Annotated in this window: 15 protein-coding genes; 5 read left to right on the top strand and 10 right to left on the bottom strand. The window is 55.1% G+C overall.

Going from position 1 to position 20,963, the window contains the following annotated elements; translation table 11 throughout:
• Nucleotides 1-40: 40 nt before the first annotated feature.
• Genes VEV40_RS14155 through VEV40_RS14145 form a run of 3 tightly spaced genes read left to right on the top strand, consistent with a single transcriptional unit; the run spans nt 41 to nt 2,120 of the window.
• Nucleotides 41-1,252 carry a J domain-containing protein gene (locus tag VEV40_RS14155; protein ID WP_324833216.1) on the top strand — a complete coding sequence of 404 codons (1,212 nt, stop codon included), beginning with the start codon at nt 41-43 and terminating at the stop codon, nt 1,250-1,252.
• On the top strand, nt 1,249-1,707 hold the full coding sequence (locus VEV40_RS14150) for a hypothetical protein (RefSeq protein ID WP_324833215.1): 459 nt from the start codon (nt 1,249-1,251) through the stop codon (nt 1,705-1,707). The genes VEV40_RS14155 and VEV40_RS14150 overlap by 4 nt, the downstream gene beginning before the upstream one ends.
• Before the next feature lie 8 nt (nt 1,708-1,715).
• Complete coding sequence (locus VEV40_RS14145) at nt 1,716-2,120, top strand: helix-turn-helix transcriptional regulator (RefSeq protein WP_324833214.1); 405 nt, start codon at nt 1,716-1,718, stop codon at nt 2,118-2,120.
• 66 nt (nt 2,121-2,186) lie between these two features.
• Here VEV40_RS14145 and VEV40_RS14140 read toward each other — a convergent pair whose 3' ends face one another.
• From VEV40_RS14140 to VEV40_RS14130, 3 genes are all read right to left on the bottom strand, one after another.
• Nucleotides 2,187-6,032, bottom strand: a complete 3,846-nt coding sequence (locus tag VEV40_RS14140) for a TonB-dependent receptor (RefSeq protein WP_324833212.1) — start codon at nt 6,030-6,032, stop codon at nt 2,187-2,189.
• Between the two features lie 616 nt (nt 6,033-6,648).
• On the bottom strand, nt 6,649-7,803 hold the full coding sequence (locus tag VEV40_RS14135) for an acyltransferase family protein (RefSeq protein ID WP_324833211.1): 1,155 nt from the start codon (nt 7,801-7,803) through the stop codon (nt 6,649-6,651).
• Between the two features lie 265 nt (nt 7,804-8,068).
• The gene (locus tag VEV40_RS14130) at nt 8,069-9,679 is read right to left on the bottom strand and encodes a Na+/H+ antiporter (protein ID WP_324833210.1); all 1,611 of its coding nucleotides are present in this window, start codon (nt 9,677-9,679) and stop codon (nt 8,069-8,071) included.
• A gap of 90 nt (nt 9,680-9,769) precedes the next feature.
• Here VEV40_RS14130 and VEV40_RS14125 point away from each other — a divergent pair, with 90 nt between their 5' ends.
• Nucleotides 9,770-11,578, top strand: coding sequence for a TonB-dependent receptor plug domain-containing protein (locus VEV40_RS14125; protein WP_324833208.1), 1,809 nt, complete (start codon nt 9,770-9,772; stop codon nt 11,576-11,578).
• On the opposite strand, the gene VEV40_RS14120 is transcribed toward VEV40_RS14125, so the two are convergent.
• Together VEV40_RS14120 and VEV40_RS14115 are read right to left on the bottom strand one after the other, a co-directional pair.
• The gene (locus VEV40_RS14120) at nt 11,579-14,131 is read right to left on the bottom strand and encodes an AMP-binding protein (RefSeq protein WP_324833206.1); all 2,553 of its coding nucleotides are present in this window, start codon (nt 14,129-14,131) and stop codon (nt 11,579-11,581) included.
• Between the two features lie 9 nt (nt 14,132-14,140).
• A complete protein-coding gene (locus VEV40_RS14115; RefSeq protein ID WP_324833205.1) occupies nt 14,141-15,595 on the bottom strand; it encodes an RNB domain-containing ribonuclease in 1,455 nt (484 codons plus the stop codon).
• 94 nt (nt 15,596-15,689) lie between these two features.
• Here VEV40_RS14115 and VEV40_RS14110 point away from each other — a divergent pair, with 94 nt between their 5' ends.
• Nucleotides 15,690-16,511: a formate/nitrite transporter family protein gene (locus VEV40_RS14110; protein WP_324833204.1), complete on the top strand. Its 822-nt coding sequence runs from the start codon at nt 15,690-15,692 to the stop codon at nt 16,509-16,511.
• A gap of 1 nt (nt 16,512) precedes the next feature.
• Here the strand turns inward: VEV40_RS14110 and VEV40_RS14105 are convergent, their stop codons facing one another.
• From VEV40_RS14105 to VEV40_RS14085, 5 genes are all read right to left on the bottom strand, one after another.
• A complete protein-coding gene (locus tag VEV40_RS14105; protein WP_324833202.1) occupies nt 16,513-17,193 on the bottom strand; it encodes a PspA/IM30 family protein in 681 nt (226 codons plus the stop codon).
• A 64-nt stretch (nt 17,194-17,257) separates the two neighbouring features.
• A complete protein-coding gene (locus VEV40_RS14100) occupies nt 17,258-18,682 on the bottom strand; it encodes a flotillin family protein (RefSeq protein ID WP_324833200.1) in 1,425 nt (474 codons plus the stop codon).
• Nucleotides 18,683-18,748: 66 nt separating this feature from the next.
• Nucleotides 18,749-19,339 carry a hypothetical protein gene (locus VEV40_RS14095; RefSeq protein ID WP_324833198.1) on the bottom strand — a complete coding sequence of 197 codons (591 nt, stop codon included), beginning with the start codon at nt 19,337-19,339 and terminating at the stop codon, nt 18,749-18,751.
• Entirely contained in the window at nt 19,336-19,899 is a 564-nt protein-coding gene (locus VEV40_RS14090) for a helix-turn-helix transcriptional regulator (RefSeq protein ID WP_324833197.1), read from the bottom strand. Before VEV40_RS14090 ends, VEV40_RS14095 begins: the two co-directional genes overlap by 4 nt.
• A gap of 70 nt (nt 19,900-19,969) precedes the next feature.
• Nucleotides 19,970-20,842, bottom strand: a complete 873-nt coding sequence (locus VEV40_RS14085) for a DUF72 domain-containing protein (RefSeq protein ID WP_324833195.1) — start codon at nt 20,840-20,842, stop codon at nt 19,970-19,972.
• Between the last annotated feature and the right edge of the window lie 121 nt (nt 20,843-20,963).

Genomic DNA, 20,963 nt, shown 5'->3' with positions numbered 1-20,963 from the left:
ACATCCAGCCCTGTACGATATAAGAAGAAGTAAAGAGTCAATGCCACCAACACAGCACAAAGACTATTACGCCACGCTCGGCGTGAAAAAGACGGCGACATCGGAGGAGATCCGCAAGGCTTTTCGCAAGGCGGCGCGCAAGTACCATCCCGACGTGAACCCGGGCGACAAGAAGGCCGAGGAGAAGTTCAAGGAAATCTCCGAGGCCAACGACATTCTAAGCGACGAGAAGAAGCGCAAAATCTACGATCAGTTTGGCTTCTACTCCGACCAGATTGATCCCGCGGCGGCGGAAGCAGCGGCGCGCGCGGGTCAGGGAGCGGGCGCGCACGGACAAGGCGTGCCGTTCGATTTCGGTGGCTTCGACTTCTCCGACTACGCATCCTCCGGTGCGCAGCCCGGCAGCGGGAATGCGCAATCCGGCGGCTGGGGCGGATTCCGCGACATCTTTTCCGGCATGTTTTCGCAGGGCGGACGCCGGCAACAACACGGCCCCGAACCCGGCACCGATCTTGAATATCAGGCCACGGTCGATTTCTGGACGGCGATACGCGGCGGCACCACGCGCCTCGACATTCATCGTCGTGAAATTTGCCCTACCTGCAAAGGCAAGGCTACGACTGGCGGGCCGCATACCTGTCCCGAATGCAACGGCACAGGCCAGGTCACGCAGATGGGTGGGCGGATGAAGTTCAATATCCAGTGTCCGCGCTGCGGAGGCACCGGCAAGGTATCGAATGCCTGCCCGACCTGCCACGGCGAAGGCACTGTGGATCGCACGGAACACATCGATTTCCGCATCAAGCCCGGAACGCGCGATGGCCAGCGCATTCGCCTTGCAGGCAAGGGAAACGCCGGAATGAACGGCGGCGTTCCGGGTGATTTGTACCTCATCATCCGGGCAGGCACGCATCCCGTTTTCACGCGCCAGATCGATGACATCCACATCACTGTTCCGGTAACTGTGGCTGAGGCTGCCTTGGGCGCGAAGATTGAGGTGCCCACTATTGACGGGCGCGCGCAGTTGAAGATCCCTCCGGCCACGCAGTCCGGACAGAAGCTTCGCATGAGGGAACGCGGAGTTCCTTCGGCCTCGCAAGAAGGCAAGCGCGGCGACCAGATCGTGGCCATCGAAATTGTTGTTCCGCACATACAGGACGAGCGCTCGAAGGAAATACTGCGCGAGTTAGCCAAGCTCAATCCGGCCGATCCGCGCGAGGCGATCTGGACGAAGATAGGGACTGCGCAGTGACCGAAGACTCGCAAATCCGGGAAGACGCCAACGAATTGCTAAACGCCGCCGTCAATTATGCCCGACAAATGTTGCGTAGATACGGCGCCTTTGGGCCGTTTGGCTTCTCACTGAACGAGAAGCGCGAGATCGTAAATGAAACAGTCCCACGCAAGAATGTGCCGCCCGATCCCGCCATGCTGTTAGACCTTCTGTATGAGCAGCTCACAGAACGGAGCAACAACAAAGAGATCATCGCGGCGGCCACGGCGGCCAACGTGACTATGGGCAAGCCATCAGCCGAGGGCTTTTCCGACGCTTTGCTGGTGGAAATCGAGCACCAAAGTGGGTACTGTATAAAAGCCTTCGTGCCTTACAGAATAGGCGGAGGACAGTTTTTTCGGCTGTTGCCCCGGTATATCCGGTGGGGCGCGGTCCATGTGCAAGATGGAGAGGCGCGGTTGTTCGCGCATTGAGAAAAGCGATGCCGACGAAACGCAAATCGAAGGGTGCGTACATGATCTCGGCGGTTGCCGAGATGTATGACATCCATCCGCAGACGTTACGGCTATATGAGCGCGAAGGGCTGCTGAAGCCATCGCGCACAGAAGGCAACACACGCCTCTACACGGATGGAGACCTAGAGCGGCTGGAATTCATCCTGAATCTTGCGCGCGACCTGGGTGTGAACATTGCCGGCATTGCCATCATTCTGCAAATGCGCGAGCGCATGGAAGAGATGAACCGCCAGATGCAGGGCTTTGTCGATTACGTTCGCAGCGAAATGCTCAGCCGTATGCAGCACAGCTTCCAGCAGCAGGGATCAGCCATGGTGCCGCTGCGCCGTCCTGTGGTGGTTGTGCCTCCGGTCAGGAATAAACGCCAGTAGCTGCTGCAAATCTCGGATGTGAAAGAAAAGGAAGTTTTCGGATACTTCTTCTTTCTTGCAACGCAGTTAGAACATGAGTTGCAGCGACATCTGAATCTGCCGCGGGCTCCCGATCGTATGGCTGGTAAAACCGAGGCCTGTGGGACAGTTGAAGAATGTCCCGCTCGGCGGATTTCCGGCTGCGCACGAAGCTGGTGATGGCGCTGGCGGTGTGCCCTGCACGGGGAAGTCGTTGAATCCCGCATTCTGCGAGACGTTATCACCCGGTATGTCGAAGCTGGTGGTATTGGTCACATTGAAGACGTCGAAGGTATATCGTGCACTAATGCGCTCGGTAATGTTAACGGCCTTGACCAGAGACATGTCCGCGCGCCGTTGATATGACTGACGAAATATGTTGCGTTGGCCTGTCGTAAAGTCTGTCTCGAAGTCATCTCCTGCGGGAATGGCCCCACCGAGATCGCCGGCGTGCAGCAGAGGCAGGGTAAAGCACGCCGCATTGAGCGCCGGCGTTCCGAATGCTCCTGAATGCCCGGTATACGCGCGGTGCGCGTTACAACCAGGCGCCAGAGGCACAACGGGATTGGTGATGCCGTTCGAAGTCCCATAGTAAATGCTGCCAACAGCGCCAGAGTAATCTATAACGCTGTAAGGCTGGCCGCTTTGAATGACGGTGATGCCTTGTAACGCCCAACCATTCGCCACTTTTCCTTTGAATGAGTTTTCAGCAAAAAACTTCGGCAGCTGATACAGATAGTTGAAATTGATGACGTGCGTGCGATCGAAATCTGAAGAGCCATAGCCGTCCCGCAGATTCAGCGGATTGTTGCCGTTATAGAACAGGCCCAGCGCGCTCTGTTCGTCTGTCGCATGCGAATAGGTGTATGAGAAACCAACCTGCAATCCCCCGCTAAGGCGTTTCTCAATATGTGCCTGCAGCGCGTTATAGGCGGAAATACCAGCGGCTTTATATGTCTCCGACTCAGAGGAATATCCAATATAGGGGACACGTAGGTCGATGTTGCCGCCTTCGTAGGTTGAAAGAAAGGGTTGTCCATTAGGCAGATTTGCCGGGGAGCACGAGTAGTAATCGCAGGGCATCGTCTGCACAGAATATCCATACGTATATATCTGATCGTGGATTGGATTCGATGTGCTCGCGATCTGCGCTTGATTAAACGGAACTGGAATGACTTGATGTCGGCCGAGGTTGCCAATGTATCCAATGTCGATTGCGACATCATTCCGTGGCTGCCACTGCCAGTCCAGCGTGTAGTTGATCGAGTAGGGCAGCTTGTTCGCACGGTTGTACGTTGCTATCGCAAAAAGCGACGCGCCGTTGACAATGGCTGCGGCATTGGGGAGGTATTTGGTGATGTCCGCAGGGTTGCCGGTCGGCGGAATTCCAGGAGTGTCGCCCCAAGGATTAGAGAGCGAAATCTCTCCGGAGCAAGGCGAAATAAATGCCGGCGCTCCGGGGCATTGAATCGTGCTTACAAAAGGTGGCGTTTGCGTAACGCCGAAGGGTCCGCTGGTAACTTCGCCCGCCGCATATCCCGGAGATAGATAGGTGAACAATTCTCCGCGGTCGTAGTACATTCCTGCTCCTGCACGGAAGACAACCTTGCCGTCATTCTGCTTCGGAGAGAAAGCCACCCCAATGCGCGGACCGATTCCCCACTGCCGGCCGGTAAGTGTCGTATCGCTCACGCCTTTCGTCGGGTACTGCTTGTTGTTCCCTGCAATGATGAAGCCGTTTGACATTATTTGATCGGCTACATCGTCATAGGAATAGAGCGACGGATCAAAGTTGTAGAGGCGTCCATATTTCTCTGTCAGACCACCGTTCCAGTCGTAGCGCGCTCCTACAGTCAGGCTGAGGTTCGGCAGAATCTGGAACTTGTCCTGCACATAGGCGCCGGTCTGATTGGCGCGATAGTAGCGGTTGGCATCTCCCAACATAAGTGAAGTGGTCGTAAAGTCGTCATTCTGGAACGCGATGTTGCCTTGCAGAAATCCGGCGAAGTTCGCCGAGGCGATCATGCCTTTACCCGGACGTTCATTGCGAGCGGTGAGCTGTGTATAGGAATAGCTGCCCCCGAAAGTAACAGTGTGCCTGCCGAGGATCCAGATAGCATTCGCCGAAGGCATGATGCGGTTCTGAAACATGCCCGTGAAAGGCCCTTGAGTTTCCGATCCTGGGCCAATATTCATAATCGGGTTGTAGATGCCATCTGGATTGTTGGGAGAGCTATTTCCGAAGGGATCCACGATTGTGATTCCGGGAAAGTAACTGGAGCCGAATGTATTAATACCCGCCGCTTGTGCAGTAAAAACCTGATCGTTGTAGCCATAGGCTTTTTCACGCAGGAAGCCGAGCACTCCGGTAACACTCAGCGTCGGCTTGAGGAAAAGGGTGTTGTTAAGCGAGAAAACATGACTCCCTGTATCGAGGTGCTGTTCAAAGCCGGGGACATTGGAATAGGCGTAGGGCGCGAGTGTCGGATCATGCTGGTAGTAATATTTCAACGCCAACGTATCCGTCTTGGTTGCGTTCCAATCCAGATTCGCCACCGCTTGATCAGCTATGAAATAGGCAGTACCGGGGATCGATGCGTTGTCAGGAGTGTTGTAGGTGGGCGTAACTCCTGGCGTAGCGGAGGGAACCATATAGCTTCCATTCGGGAGCTTGTACTGCATCAGAAACAGCGCGACCGGGCTGATTGCACCCGGATCCACGTAGTTTGGGTCGCCTGGATCCGCAGAGCCGGAACCATTGCAGGGATCTGGATAAACACTACTCGGCGCAACAAAGTTGCAGTTGGCGATGTTGGCTAATGCTGCAGGGCTGCGATCATCAGTCAGCCCATATGGAACTGTAAAGCGGGAGATGCCGATTTCCTGGTCGCTAACATGCACGTGTTGATAGGCCAGATACGCAAACAATTTGTCCTTGATGAACGGTCCTCCGACGCCCCCACCCGCGATATAACGATGCAACTGCGGAACCTTTTCATTTGCTGGAATGTCTCCATCCTGCTTGAAGAAGAATGGTGCAGCGTTGAGCCAGTCTGTGCCTCGATGAAAATAAGCTGTACCGTGGTATGCATTGGTTCCTGAAAGCGTGCTCATGTCGATATGCGCGCCGCTTGTCGATCCCTGCTGCGCGTCATACATAGACGTATTCACGCGCACTTCCTGAATCGTCTCAGGGGCTGGCGTCGGGAGGGCTTGCCCAATTGCCAGGTAGACTGAAGCGCTGGTTTGCAGCACGCCGCCAGCTGCCGGGTTTCCAGTCCCTGTGTTGAGCGTGACACGAGACGACGCTACCTGACTCGTGCTTTTGCCGTTGAACAAATTGCTCGCGTCGACACCATTCATTAAGAAACTGTTTGAGGTATCCCGTTGGCCATTGGCCCAAATGGGCGAGTTGCCCAGACCACTATTGGCTCCTGTGCCGCCGGAAACCTCAGCATTCACGCCCGGCGAAAGAATCGCGAGCCCGGTGAAGCTCCCGGTCGGCAGCGGAATGGCATCAATCTGCTCTTTGTCGAGCACATAACCATTCGTGGTATCGACTGCATTTAGCAGCGGAGTTTCTGTCACGGTAACGGAAGTGGTGATAGACCCTATTTTGAGCGCGGCGTTCACTGAAACAGTGCGATCGGCCTGCACCAGGATCGACGGCATATTTTGTGTTTCAAAACCGTCATGGGAAAACGTGATGGTGTAAGTGCCAATCGGCAGATTAACAAACTGATAGCCGCCATCGCTGTTTGTCTTCACAACACGGGTAAGTTTGGTCTGGTCTTCAACCGCGGTAGCCGTGACGTCACCGAGGAGCGCGCCGGAAGTGTCGCTCACCGTGCCGCTTATGGCGCCGAGTGTCTGCTGCGCCCGAGCAAACGGCATGGCAAACAGCACAAAACACAAGAAAAAGAGGAATGCTATCCACTGAAGATTCCTTCTGAACATATGTCGCCTCACAAAGGTTAGCTTGGGACAAGCACTTCAGCAGTCAGCCTTATGCCGGCTGATCACATCGCTGTTGGTCTTTAATGTGAAAACAACTCGACCCGTGAAATAGAGCAAGCTTTTGAAAACCCGGGCGCTAGGAATGCGTTTTTCGAGAGAATAACCCACGCTTGGATGTGCCCCCAAGAGGAATTAGTATCCACCCATTTCGTGTGGATGTTACAGATAAATTTTTCTTATAGAACGCACCGCTTCCGTCTTGATGCGAATGCCCAGGAGTGCTCCGAGTTTGTGCCTTTAATCTGTTCCGTCGTATGTTGACAAGTACGCTTCAGGCCATGACGGTTAACCGAATTTTTATTGACTGTCCGCTATCTACCTACCCCAAGGAGGATGCTTCCGTGGGCTTCAGCGGCGGAATCGGGGAGCACAGCGCGTCCGTTCGCGCCGATGTATGTCAGCGGATCGAGTTCTTTAGATCGCGGTCCTCATCATTCCAGGCGAAGAAGAGAAGCAGATAGCGCGCCGCTGCCGTGCGCTGCTTTGCTGCCCGTCAAATCTTGATGAAAACCTTCTTCTTATAAAGAACCAGCACGGGAATGAAGCACACAGTTACGAATGTGAGCGAATAAAGCAGGGATCCGAAAGCGGGGTCTGGAACATGCGCAAAGCTGTGTGAGTAGATGATGTGGCCTATCGCTTGGTGGTCGGCTCCTATACGGAAGGCCCCCAGCGCGGCGGCGAGCAACTCAGAAAATACATAAACCGCAATAGAATTAGACCCGAACACAACCCAGGGAAAGGTCCAGCCGCGCCGCCATTGCTTGATCTCGATCATCCAATAGAAAACGGCGAGGCCAAGCAGCGACCATCCGGCGGCGAACAGCACATAAGAACTGGTCCAAAGCTTCTTGTTAATTGGAAACCAATGGCCCCATATTTTGCCGAGTATGAGACCGGCAATCGCAGCCACGAGCAGGCCCACAAATTTATTCTGCGCGCTCTTTTTCGTGCGCAGCCAAATTGCCGTCAACATGCCGAGCAGAGCCGTCCCCAAAGCAGGCAGGTTGCTCAATAATCCTTCAGGATCGCGTGTGCCTTCATAAAGGCGGCCGGGGAAGATATGGCGGTCGATGTATGCAACCCAGTTAGCATCCTTGTCCAGCAGCGGAATATCGCGGGTCGGCAGCCCATATCCGGGCACTGGAATCCAGCGCATGATGATCCAATAGCCAAACAGCGCGGCAAGAATGACCACGACCTTGCTTTTCACGTCGCTCTTCCACAAATGCAGCACGCTGGCAATCAACAGGCAGATGGCGAAGCGCTGCAGCACACCATAGATACGCAGAGTCGGCCAGTGAAAGAAAGGAAAGCCATTGACGACTAGTCCCAATGCAAACAGGATGATCGAGCGCTTCACCGCATGTGCGAGGAGAGACTTCTTGGACGCACCCTTGGCCAGACGCGATTGAAACGAGAAGACCAGGGAGACGCCGGCGACGAACAGGAACGTGGGGAAAACAAGGTCCGTCGGCGTCCATCCGTTCCAGAGGGAATGTTTCAGTGGCCAGTAAGCGTACCGCTCATCGCCATTGTTGTTTACCAGAATCATGAAGGCGATGGTGATGCCGCGAAGCACGTCAAGGGAGATGAGCCGCGTCTGCACTCCGGCAGTGGCAGGATTGGTGATAGTCGTAGCCGTCATAGAGGGTATGACGGCTACTTTACCGCGTAAGCATGTTTTGTGGAAGGGAATGGGCCAATTAAGGCTCGACGCGCGTAGTCTTATTTCTTTCCGCTTGCTTGTTTCCGGCTCGAGGATTGGGTTGGCGGCTTCTGATAAAACCTGTAACCCACAAGCCCCCGATAATGCAGGCAAGAATCACGGCGACGATGACGGCGAAAAGTCCCATGCAATCGTCCTCCTCTATGGTAGGAGGAGGCGCAGATAAACATGGTTGCCATAAAAATCAGGAAGACTGCGGCGGCGCGTAACGCGCATCGAGCAGGTCGATATCCATGATGAGTTGCTGATAGACCAGGTCATTGATCTGGTTTGTAGCAAGCAGTTCGCTGGCCGTGTGCCGTTCTACATTGCGGGCTGCGCGCGTCACGTCAAGATAACGGCGCGCATGGGTAAACATCTCTTCCTTGGAAGCGTCCTGCGGATTCTTCAGCAAAGCAAGCCGCCGCCTGTAGGCCCTTTCCACGGCATCATAAATTTCTTTTTCTTCCGGGGCTCTCTCTCTTTCCTGATGAAGGTACAGGATTGCATCCTGGACCATTTTTTTGATTGCCAGCTGTTCTTCCACATTTCCTTTCCCGGTCCGCGCAAGACCTAGCCAGCGAATGACAAACGGAAAAGTAAGGCCCTGAAAAACCAGCGTAACCAAAATGACGCAGAAGGTAAAAAAGATAATGATGTTGCGCGCCGGGAATGGCTGGCCATCTCGCAGCGTTTCCGGGAGAGACACAGCAGCCGCCAGAGCAATAGCGCCGCGCATACCGCCCCATCCAACGACAAAAATTCCGCGCTTGTCCACGGGTGGCGGATTAGGTCCCGAAGAAAACATGCGCAACTTTTGCCCCACCCATGCTCCTGGATAAATCCAAATGAAACGCAGAGCAATCACGATGAAGCTCACCATGAGTCCGCCTGCGATCAACTGTCCGAGGCTTAATTGTTTGATTCCAGCTAATACCAGAGAGATCTGCATGCCAAGCAGCAAGAAGACAATGCCATTCAGGACAAAGTCCACAGTGTTCCATACAGCAGGAGCCTCGAGCCGCGCTCCCAGAGAAAGGAGTTGCGCGCTCCGGTGGCCGATATACAGGCCACAGGCGACTGTCGCCATTACGCCCGAGGTGTGCAGCCTCTCAGCCAGCAGGTACACAACATAGGGCGTCATAAGCGTCATTGTGAGTTCAATCTGTGCGGCTTCAATGCGCAGAATCAGCCGGGAAAACAGCCACGCAACTGCGAGGCCGATGAGAATCCCCCCAATGGACAGATACAGCAGCTTGCCCATGGCCATTTCAAATGACGGCGCGCGGCCATCCAGGATGATGGACGCGGTAAAACTAACCGCCAGCAAGCCGGTGGCGTCATTGATGAGGCTCTCGCCCTCGATAATGTCAACGATGCGCGACGGGATGCCCAGTTTGCGCGCGATGCTTGTGGCCGCAAGTGTGTCGGTGGTGGAGACCACGGCGCCGAGCACGAGGCCAGTCTGCAATGTAAGCTGCGAGAAAAAGAAATGCGCTGCAAATCCTACACCGATTACGGTGAAAGCAACCAGTCCGATCGCGAGCGAAAGAATGCTCGCCATGTTCTCGCGGAGATCACGCCATGAAGAGTTATGAGCGGCCGCAAATACAAGCGGCGGCAGAACAACAAGAAAAACAAATTCAGGACGCAGCGCAATGTCCGGCACAGGCGGAAGAAAACTCAGGACCAGCCCGCCAAGCACAAAGACAATTGGATACGGTTGGCCGATCCGCCGCGCCAGCGCAGCCAGCACGACCACAAAGACCAGCAGCATCAGCATTAACAGTTCAAGGTGATGGATGTTGACCGTCATGTGAAGTTCAAACTATTAAAATCTCTTCGTTTATGTTGCTTTGGATGCAGGTCTTTGGATCGCAAAATCATATATCTTGGCGTTAGTGAAATGAAGATCAATCCCTCTTTTGCTCTCTTTGCTGCAGTTCTTTCTATTTCGTGCGCGGCCCAACAAACCTCATCCAATCCACCGGCAATCAGTTCAACTGTCGTTATTGTTGGCAGCCCGCAGGCTGTTACGCTCGGCGAATCGAACCGCTCGGTTGTGGTGATGGCTACGCAACAGCATCCGCGGACCTTTCAGACAGTCGAAGACCGCCTCCGCACCGACTCTTCCACTTACATCGAACAGCGCGGCGCCGGAGGAGCGCAGGCAGACATCTCCATCCGCGGATCGTCATTCGAGCAGACGCTGGCCCTCATCAATGGTTTGCGCATCAACGATGCGCAGACCGCGCACCACAATCTAGATCTGCCTGTTCCGATGGATGGAATGAGCTCGATAGAAGTGTTGCACGGCGCGGGTTCCACGCTCTACGGCTCTGACGCGATCGGCGGCGTCATCGACTTCGTCACCGCTGCTCCGGAGACGACCTCATTGCGATTTCGCAGTGGGGTGGGCAGCTTCGGCGCAAACGATCAGGCATTTACCGGCTCGGTTCTGGGAAAGAGATGGTCAGAATTAGTTTCCGGGGAGCGGAACTTCTCCACAGGGTTTATCTCCGACCGCGATTACCGAAACGAAAACGGAAGCTCGGAAACGCGATGGAAGACCGCGGCAGGCGAGAGCGATATTCTGCTCGCCGGAAGCGATCGAGCATTCGGGGCCGACCAGTTCTACGGCAACTTCAATTCATGGGAGCGCACGAAAGGTTGGTTTGCATCGATGCGTCAGGAACTCGGCGATAAGACCAGTGCGGCTTTCGGTTATCGAAGGCACAGCGATATTTTCATCCTTCTGCGCAACGATCCGGCGTTCTACAAAAACCAGCATATCGACCAAAGCTGGCAGGGGGCGGTTCGCAGAAACGAACATCTCGGCGCGAAAAGCTCACTTTTCTATGGACTGGAAGGCGATGACGATTCCATTGAAAGCAACAACCTTGGCAAGCACGCGCGCAACTGGGGCGCGAGCTATCTTGATGCTGACCTGCAATGGAAGAAAGTCTCGCTGACCGCCGGCTTGCGGCAGGAAATCATCAGCGGCGGCTATAACGTCACCAGCCCAACACTTGCGGGCAGCTATTGGCTGGGCAGCGAAGTGAAAGTCCGCGCGGCAATGGGATACGGCTTCCGCCTGCCGACATACACCGATCTCTACTATAGCGATCCATCAACGATCGGCAACCCTAACCTCAAGCCCGAATCTGCGTGGAACTATGAAGCGGGAGCGGACTGGTTCGCTGGAGCCGCATCGTACATGTCAGTTACCGGATTCTACTCCCGCCAGCACGACACCATCGACTACGTTCGCCCAAACCCGAACAGCCAATGGCAGGCAAGCAATCTGACTAACCTGCGCTATGCCGGCATGGAAACTGCGTGGACCTGGCAGCCGACTCACAAGCAGCAGATCAGGCTCGCGTGGACATTCCTTTCCGGCGCGCAGCAGGCGCTCAACGGTCTGCAATCGGAGTATGTGTTCAACTATCCCGTCAACAATGCGAGATTCGAGTGGACCGCAGAACCTGTGCGCGGATATGTGCTGCACAATCGCGTCGGTATCGCGCAACACTATCAGAAAGATGCTTATCCGGTGTGGGATGCGGCCATCGCAAGAGAGCGCGGGCGCATTCATCCCTATCTACAAATGTCAAACGTGAGTAATACTGGTTATCAGGAAATCGAAGGAGTGCCTATGCCGGGAAGGAGTTTTAGCGGTGGAGTAGAGATATTGCTGAAGAAGGAAACACGATAACTATTCGAGCATTCCTCGTAGAGTGCTTTCGAGCAGCGCCGTGATTTCATCAGCGGGCAAATCTCTATCGATTCTCATTGGTTCTCCCACGCAAATCGATAGCTTGCCTGAACGAAACCATTTCTGTTCGCTCTGCTTCAGTTCCCCCAAACCCTGAAGCGCGACGGGCAGCACGTCCGCATTCGATTCTTGCACAAGCAGTCCGATACCCTGCCGGAAGTGATCGAGAGGTCCTTCGGAACGGTGCCCTTCAGGGAAAATCAGGACATTATAGCCGTGGTCCAGCGCTTTGCCCATGTGCGCGAAGCTGTTGCGAAAGCCCGCGCTGCGCGGCAGAGGGAATACATTGAAGAGCGCTATGATCAACAGATAAGCCGCAGGGCCCAGTGCATTCAAGAACCATGATTCCAGACCGCGAGCATCGCGAAAATCATTGAGCATTTCCGCAGCCATTGCGATCACGACGCGGCGGCGCATTCTTCCCGGCAGCGCGTATAAGACGAGCGCCCCATCAAATGCAGTGACGTGATTTGCAATGATGAGAAGCGGCGCATCTGGCAGCTCTGGGATCGCTGCGTATTTGATCTTTGGCTTTGCCAACAGCCAGACCAACGGGCGCATAATGCACTCCAGAAACAAAATACGAGTGACCTTGACCGGCCATGACCAGGGCCATTGCGGATAGACTATGCTTTCAGATGGCTGCCTGCTCTCGGCAGGAGAAGTAGTATCAACGCTGGGTTCGCTCTTTTTGATCCCGAGGCTTTGCCTCAGGTCACCGAGTGTTTCTACCCGCGCGATGGTCGCGTCATCGAGAGTGACGCCCATTCGACTCTCCAACTCACTTTGCAACTGAACCCGACCAAGGCTGTCGAGATGAAGGTCTTCATCAAGGCGCGCATTATCGCCCGAAGCTGAGGGAGCCCTGCGAGTAATGCACGAGATCAGCTCGATCAGGGCGTCTGAATTTGTATCTGTTGCAGTTACCTTGTTGCTTAGGGCGTATTCTTCTGCCCATTGCACGATTTTTCCACGCTGAATTTTTCCCGTTGAGGTCCGCGGAAAATCGAGACCAGGCCATACACGCCAGTACCGGATGCGCTGATAATCAGAAAGTAACGCATTTGCCTGCTTCACGGCCTCTGCCGCAGCCGTTTCTCCACCGCGACAGAGAAGCACAGCCATGGCTTCCGTGCCATTCGGCGTCTTGATGGGTACAACAGCGGACGCGTGCACTCCTTCCTGCCGGTCAAGCATGGCTTCCACATCTTCAGGGTGGATGTTCAAACCGGATGATGTGACAATAACCTGGCTTTTACGTCCCAGAAACTGGAGTCGGTCCTCATCGTCGCTGCGGGCAAGATCGCCGGTTGCCAGCCAGTTATCGGATGACTGCGACATCCTGCCCTGCTGCCAGGTTGCAGTTGAAACCATGTCGCCACGCACCAGGAGCTCGCCTTCGTCGCTGATGCGCACCTGACGTCCGGGCAAGACCTTGCCAATTGTGCCTTTGCCGATCTTGAAGGGATGATTCAGCGTAATCAGCGCTGTAGTCTCTGTCATGCCATACCCTTGAATCAGAGCGAATCCCAAAGTGTTCCAAAAAGATTCGAGATCAGATGGAAGCGAAGCGCCGCCGCAGACAAACGCCCAGAACTTCAGTCCGAGCAGTCTGTGAACTTTTCGGAAACGCCACCATCTACGCCAGACTGATTCTCCTTGCGCGCTTTCCATTTCTGTACTTAGCCTGGGATCGAGTATTAGCAAGTGCGAGCGCAGCAAGTTGAGTACACGCGGCACGGCAGCGAGCACAGAAATCTTTTCCTTCCGGATCAATTCAATTAAGCGAGGCGCCTGCAGGCGCGATTCAAAATGGACTTCTGCCCCAAGCAGAACCGGAAGCCACAATCCCATGAACTGCCCGAAAACATGGCTCAGTGGAAGCGTATGCAGAAACCGGAGCGGATGGACGATACGCTCATAGCGCAGGTACTTCTGCATCTCCGCTTCAATCGGCGCGATGCTGGCCAGCACGTTGCGATGCGTGTGCACCACGCCTTTCGGTTCTGATGTGGTGCCGGATGTAAAAAGAATCTGTACCGGCGTATCAAGTTCAAGAGAATCTAGCTGAGGCTTACTCAGAGGTTTTGTCGGTAGAGTGCTCTCTAACCCATCAAGAACAAGCTTCGGAATTGAATCAGGCAGGTTGGTAATCAGCGGCTGGTCGCCGACAATCAGTTTTGGGTTAGTATCGGCAACTACGCGCCGGGCGAAATCTGCGCCACCGCCCGCATCCAGTGGAACTGCCAGCACACCTTGCAGAACGCAGCCAAAGAAGGCGGCAATCCATTCGGCGCTGTTTTGCCCCCAAAGCAATACGCGCTCGCCTGACGCGATCTTCCGACGGTTTAATTCCGCGGCAAAGCGCTCTGCGAGCGAAGCAATCTCGCTATAGCTGGTGGTTTTTCTCCGGTTGCCGCGATATGTAACAACCGCGGTGGCATTTCCCCAACGGCGAAAATCATCGACAAGCGTGGCGAGATGAGGACGCATTGCGAGGCCCTAGCTCCGGGCGAAATCGATGTAGCCGCGCTCCGGGTCAGTATGCAAAAGTGTTACGGAAATCTTGTCGCCTACATCTACACCCTTTTGGCCGCGCACCAGCATGCCTTCAACGTGAGGATGCGTGGTGCGAACAAACGAGCCGTGTTCATTAACGCCGGTCACAATTGCCGTGAACTTCTGTCCAATGCGGCTGCGCATCACCACTGCTGCGATACGTTTCCTCATTTCACGCTCCACTTTGCGCGCGGCATCTTCCTGTTTTGTGCACTGCTGCGCAATCGCGGTCAGCTGGTTATCTGAATAGGGAGGGCGCTGCTTTGCGAGCATTGCCTTGAGCAGCCGCTGCGTCACCAGATCAGCATAGCGACGGTTCGGCGCAGTGGAGTGCGTGTAGTCTTGCACGGCAAGGCCAAAGTGTCCTTCGGCAGTCTCGCCAACACGTTCCAGCACATATTCTCCCGAGCCAAGCAGCTTCACGACCGCTAATGACAGGTCGGGGAAGTGATCAGGATCAGCGGCCTGTCGCTCACAGAGAAAATCGTGCAGGGCCTTCGAGTCTGGTGCACCGGGAAGCTTTGTACCAAACATGGACGCCACTTCGACGATGCGGTCCCACCGCTTCGGCGTCTTCACCACGCGCCGAATCGACGAAAACCCGGCCTGCTCAAGACTTTTTGCCACAACTTCGTTGGCTGCAATCATGAAGTCCTCAATCAGGCCGGTGGCCAGATTGCGTTGCTGTGTTTCTATGCCAACAGGCTCCCCGTTCGTCATCAACGGATGAGTTTCGATAGTTTCGAGATTAAGGGCACCGCGACGATAGCGCTCCTTCCGCAGCCATTGGGCAACACGGTTCTGCAACGAGAGCTGCTTCTGCAACGCTTCGGAAGCAGCGACTTTGTCCGGAGCATTTTTGCCGGACTGCAACCACGCGCCCACAGATGGATATGCAAGCTGCGCATGGTTTCTCACCGAAGCGCGGTAAATGCTGCTCGTGCCGACGCAGCACCCATTTTCCACGGAAAACTCATACACAATGCTTAACCGGTCCTGGCCCTCGAGCAGGGAAGTCGATCCTGTCGAAAGCTCGTCCGGCAGCATGCCGAAGTTATGCACTCCGGTATACACCGTGGTCGTCTGCTCGGAGGCGTGCTTGTCGATGGCCGAACCGGCTGGAACATACGAGTCTACGTCGGCTATTGCGATCTGTATGCGGACCGCGCCGTTTTCCGACTCTTGTGCAAATTCAATCTGGTCGAGATCGCGCGATGTGTCGTTGTCAATCGAAGACCAGAGCAATGCGCGCAGATCGCGCGCCCCCTGCGTTTGAGGTTGTATATCCAATGATTGAACTTCTTTCTGTGCGGCGGCAGAAAAATCCGGATGAAAGCCATGCTCAATCATGGATTCACGCGCGGCTGCCTGAAGATTTGGGCGATGATTCTCGTTCATAAGCTCCAGTCCAAGGTACAGATATCAGATGCGTTTTCGCAAAGCGCGGCCGTAGTTGGCATCACGATGCTGCTCCTTCGCTTCCAAGTAAATCATGCCGTTGCCACGGATCAAGCTGCCTGCAGAGACCAACGATACTTCCGCATCCGTGCAGCGTGATCTCGACCGTCCAACGGCGTCTGAAATTTACCAGCAGGTCTCCAAAAATGCGCGCCGGGAATTGTCTCGGCCGAATCTGGCGCTTGCTGTCTCAGGAATTGTCGGCGGCCTCACGATGGGGTTGACCGGTCTCAGTGTCGCGCTTGTAAGAGCGCAGCTTGGCAGCAGCTCTATTGCTGCATTTGTCGCCATGTGCTTTTATCCCATGGGTTTTATGGCGGTCATTCTTGGACGCGGCCAGCTCTTCACGGAGAACACACTTTATCCAGTCGCGCTTATGCTCACGGAGCGGCGGCACTTCTGGAACACAATGCGCCTGTGGGGAGTTGTGTTTTCCGCGAATGTTGCCGGCGCATTCCTGTTTGCCATGCTGGCCGTGCGCACGGGCGCATTACGAGCGGAATACGCGGACGCGCTTTCGCGGCTCGGCGTTGAAGCGGCGAATTATTCCGCAAGTCACATTTTCTGGAGCGCCGTCGTGGGCGGATGGATCATCGCGATGGTAGCGTGGCTTGTAAGCGGCAGCCATTCCATCACAGGGGCCGTCATGCTTATCTGGGCACTCACATTCGTCGTTGGTATGGGGCACTTCGCCCACTGCATTGCTACCAGCGGCGAAATTCTGGCAGCGGTGCTGCATGGGCAACTAGCTACATCGCGCTATTTTCTCTGGCTAGGCCCGGCCTTGCTCGGCAACATCACGGGAGGCGTTCTGCTTGTGACGCTACTCGAATACGGCCAAGTCAACCTTGAGTGAATCAAGCCGTCTTGCCCTGCCTCTCTTTGAGGTCCCGAAGCAGCCCTTCAATCTGCTCCTCACGTTCCAGCGCGGCGAATTTGTCTTCTAGTGAATCGCCGCCGAGAAGCTCATGGTGTGCAGTATTTTCTGATTCAGCGCCGGCTACACGAAGACGAAAGCGGTCGAAACCTGCGCCATTACCTCCGCCGTTCTCCGCATCCGCAATCTTCTGCCGAACTTGATTGGCCTTGCTTACTACGCGTGCGCGGCGATGCTGAGCAATCAGTATTTCGCAGCGGCTGCGCGTCTCTGTCAGCTTTTGTTCAAGCTTGCGTAATGCGGTGCGCAGAGAGTCGGCTTCGTGCGTCTGGTCTTCAATCTGCTGCGTAAAGCCTGTAGCCATTTGTTCGTGACTCAGCGCACGCTCCAGTGCAGCCCGGGCCAAATCGTCTTTGCCCTTGCTCACAGCCAGCTCGGCTTTCTTGTGCCATTCTCCTGCGGAATCGTCGTGCTCTTTCTTCTTTTTTTCCAGCAGATGCTGGTCGGCAATTGCAATCGCGACCTGCGTTTTCACCTGCAACAACTGGTTCTCCATATCGAGCACCAACTGCTTCAGCATCTTTTCCGGATCTTCCGCTTTATCGATCAAGTCATTGACATTCGCGCGCAGCAGGGCCGCAACGCGTTCCAGGAGTGCCATATCTTCCTCCTTATCTTGAAAAAAGTAAGTGGACGGAGCACAAGGCTCCGTCCCGGATTAAGTGTTACTTGCCATCGACTGTGGCCGCCCCATTCGGACGCGCCCGCATGCTTTTTACGTTGCTCATCAGCTCGTGCATATCCATACCGGAAAGAGCTTCAAACAATGCCGGTACCTGCGCGGCGATCTTCGTGATGTCGCCTGTGAGTTTATTTACCCCTGCCGATCCATCATTGCCAGTCGAGACGACGGTGATTTTGTCGACTTTAGAAAGCGGCTCAGACATGGCCCGAACAACATCGGCCATATTGCTGATCAAGCGGTCAACCACCGCCGCCTGGTTCCATTCCTGATAAGCTTCAGCCTTCACGTTCATCGCCTTGGCCTCGGCCTCGCCCTTCTGGAAGATGATTGAGGCTTCAGCTTCGCCCTGCGCGCGAATTGCAGCGGCGCGGCCTTCAGCCTCAACTGTCAGGCGAGCTTTCTCCGCGGCAGCAAGGTTCTCAACCCGTTGGCGCTCGATCTCCGCCTGCTTCAACACGGTCGCGATCAGCTCCTTTTCATGGCGCAGAATTTCAGCTTCCTGCACCTTAATCTGCTGTTCCTTTTCAACCTGCTCGACTTTTACCTGTTCAGCGATGACCTGCTGCTGCATCACATTCGTCTGCAACTCGTAGGCTTTATCGGCCTGCGCCTGCTGCCTGCGGCTCTGCTCGGCAAACTGCGCTTTCTGGATATCGAGATCGCGCTGCGCCGCTGCCTGTTTGGCCAGAGATGCAGTCTCAGCAATCACGCGCTCCTGATCGGCTGCAGCTTTCGCAATCGCAGCCTCGCGCAGTGCATTGGCCCTACGAATGGCTGTATCGCGCTCCGCTTCCGCAGCAGCCACATCGGCGTCACGGCGAATGCGAACAATATCCGGACGTCCCATATTGGTGATGTACTCGTTCTTGTCGCGGACTTCCTTGATGGTGAACGAGACAACTTCAAGGCCCATTTTGCTCATGTCGTCAGCGCAGGTTGCGCGCATCCGGTCAGCCACCATCTCCGGCTCTTTCACAATCTGCTCGACCGTGAGCTGGCCGATGATGCCGCGCAGGTGACCTTCCATCACCAGCCGAATCAGGCCCTCGCGCTGCGGAGGCGTCTTTGTCAGGAACTGCTCTGCAGCGGTAAGAATCGACTCCTGATCTGAACGCACCTTGATCTGAGCAACGGCTTCGACCGTGACGGCGACGCCCTGTTTGGTGTAGAGATCCTGTTGCGGAGCCACGTCAAACGACATGAGTTCGAGTGAAAGCTCGCGGCAGTTCTCGACCATCGGGAAGATGACTGTACCGTGGCCTTTAATGACACGCGGTCCGCGAAATCCATAAACAATGAGCGCCTCGTTCGGGCCGGCTTTGCGAAACATCTTCGCTAAAAGCCCTGTCAGAACGATAATGGCCAATAGACTTAATCCAACGATGATGATGACTGTGTTCGTCATAGCGGTCCCAGTCCTTTCTACTGGGAAAACCGTGTGAGTGAATGGTTGACATTACGCGCCGGGGAACTACTTCAACTCGTCAGCAACTTCGTCCCAGCGGCGCACCCAGGCGATGCCCTGCTCGTAGCGCATCACCACTACTTCCGTATCGCGCGGAATCGGCAGCCCGTTCTCGCTGCGCGCGGCAGCGAATCGGCGAGATCCGTTCTGCGAAAACAGAATCTCTCCCGTGCCATGGTCGCGGATTGCTCCGCTTACGCGGCCTACCATGCCGAGGGTCGCCGTCTCCTCTGCCGTCAGCGCGTGCTCATGCGGCGCCAGCACATGCGCCATGAACCAGAACAGCGCCGTAGCGCCGGCAATTCCCGCAATCGTTGACAGCAGCAGCACAACGGGGACTACAAATCCGCCATACCGTTCCAGCAAGTAGCCGGCGCCGCCAAACCAGCAGAGAAAGATCACCAGCGTGAATCCGTTGATCGGGCTTACTGAGTTTGAACTTCCGCCGTGACCGGCGCTGCTGTGCACATGCCCTGCTTTTGCCAGATGCAGGTGCATGTGACCGATGTGAAAGTGCGAGAAGCCGCCCACGAATGCAATCGCGCTGAGACAAAGCCCCAGTGCAAAGCAAAACAGGTAGAAACCTTCCCACGTCATTTCTGCCTCTCCTTTCCGGACAGCCTTTTTGCCGTCCGGTCTTTTCCATGTTCCGGTCGCAGTACCTCCAGTAGCCGCTCCACCAGCCCCGGGGTATCCATCACTGCTTCCAGCAGCAGGAGGCACTGCCGTGTATCGTTACGCCGGGCCAGCGTCAACAAAGCCTGGCGCAGCGCAGGATCGCGACGGAAGCGCTCGGCGCCGCTCACTAGCCAAAGGTCGAGTTTGTCTTCCAGCGTGCGAGCGTCGCTTAGCAACTCGGGGTGATAGCCTTCCGGGTCATCCACCAGATAGCCTGGATGCACCTTGAAGAACTTCGCCAGCAGTTGCCGGGTCGTGTTCGTCAAGTGCGGCCGCGCGCCGCTCTCAATCTGCGACAGGTACGACTGGCTCATGGAAGCTCCGAGTTCGGAGCGAATCGCCTTGAGCAGTTCCTGCTGCGTCATGGCCCGGTTCAGGCCGCGCAGACTGCCTTCTACTTCGCGGAGATAACGGATTTTCTCGCCGAGCTTCATATCGCAATCTGTGATATTTATATCGCTGATTGCGATATATGGCAAGAAAAATCAACAAGCTCTTGTGAAAATTGGCTGGCATACATGCGCTAAGTTATTGATATACAATAATTTATTAGAGAAGCTTAGAAATGCGCGCCATCAGGCCTAGAGCGTCAAAAGGCGCGCGTACTTTGGCGTCGTTATCGAAATAGACGTACACATCTCGTGAATCGCACGCATTTGCAGAAATCGGATTGGCTTTCATATCGCCCGCAGATTCACCACCGCGGGCCCATGTCGCAACTCGCGAACCCCATTCATCCAAAGCGGCGCTATAACCGCTGACGTAAAGTTGTTCGGATCCATGCAGCCTGCAATAGACGAAATCAGAAGTTACATCCATGAGTCGTGGCCATTCAACCGTATCGGCGCACACTAAAGCTACACGATATTTACGCAGCAGTTCTATGAATTCCGGCGTTACGAAACTCTTGTGCCGAATCTCCATTGCATGACGGACTTTGATTTTGCTTTCCGGCTCAGTGAAGGCGCGGCCTTTCATCCAGGGGTCATGGCTCTTCGCCAGCATAGAAGCGTGCATAGTATCGTGCGGCAAGAGCATGAAAAATGACTCAATCAAGTCGCGATCGAATTTAAAGCTTGGCGGGAACTGCCAGAGTATGGGGCCAAGTTTTTTTCCGAGTTGCAGCAGACCCGATGCGAAAAAATTTGCAAGCGAAAGCTCTATGTCTCGCAGTCTTTGTATGTGCGTGATGTAGCGCGATCCTTTAACTGAAAACACAAAATCGTCAGGCGTTTCCCTGGCCCAGCGCGCAAATGAGGTGGGCCGCTGCAGGGAATAGAACGTCCCATTAATTTCAATGGTTGGAAACTTGCTGGCGGCATAGGATAGCTCCTCCTTTTGAGGAAGCAGCTCCGGATAGAAGACGCCACGCCAGGGCTTGTAAGTCCATCCGGATATTCCGATGCGTACTGTGCCGCGCATTTTCACTGCTATGCCAATTGCCGGTCGAAGGTTGTCCTCGACAGGAATTTCTTTTTGTCACTGCAGGACATACTAAGGCACGTTTGAACCGCATCTGAAAAGACGTAAGAGGCACGGTCTC

Origin of the sequence: Alloacidobacterium sp. (assembly GCF_035631355.1) — a bacterium.
GTDB lineage: Bacteria > Acidobacteriota > Terriglobia > Terriglobales > Acidobacteriaceae > Alloacidobacterium.
The sequence above is the reverse complement of the archived record's forward strand: the minus strand, read 5'-3'. Positions and strand labels throughout refer to the sequence as shown.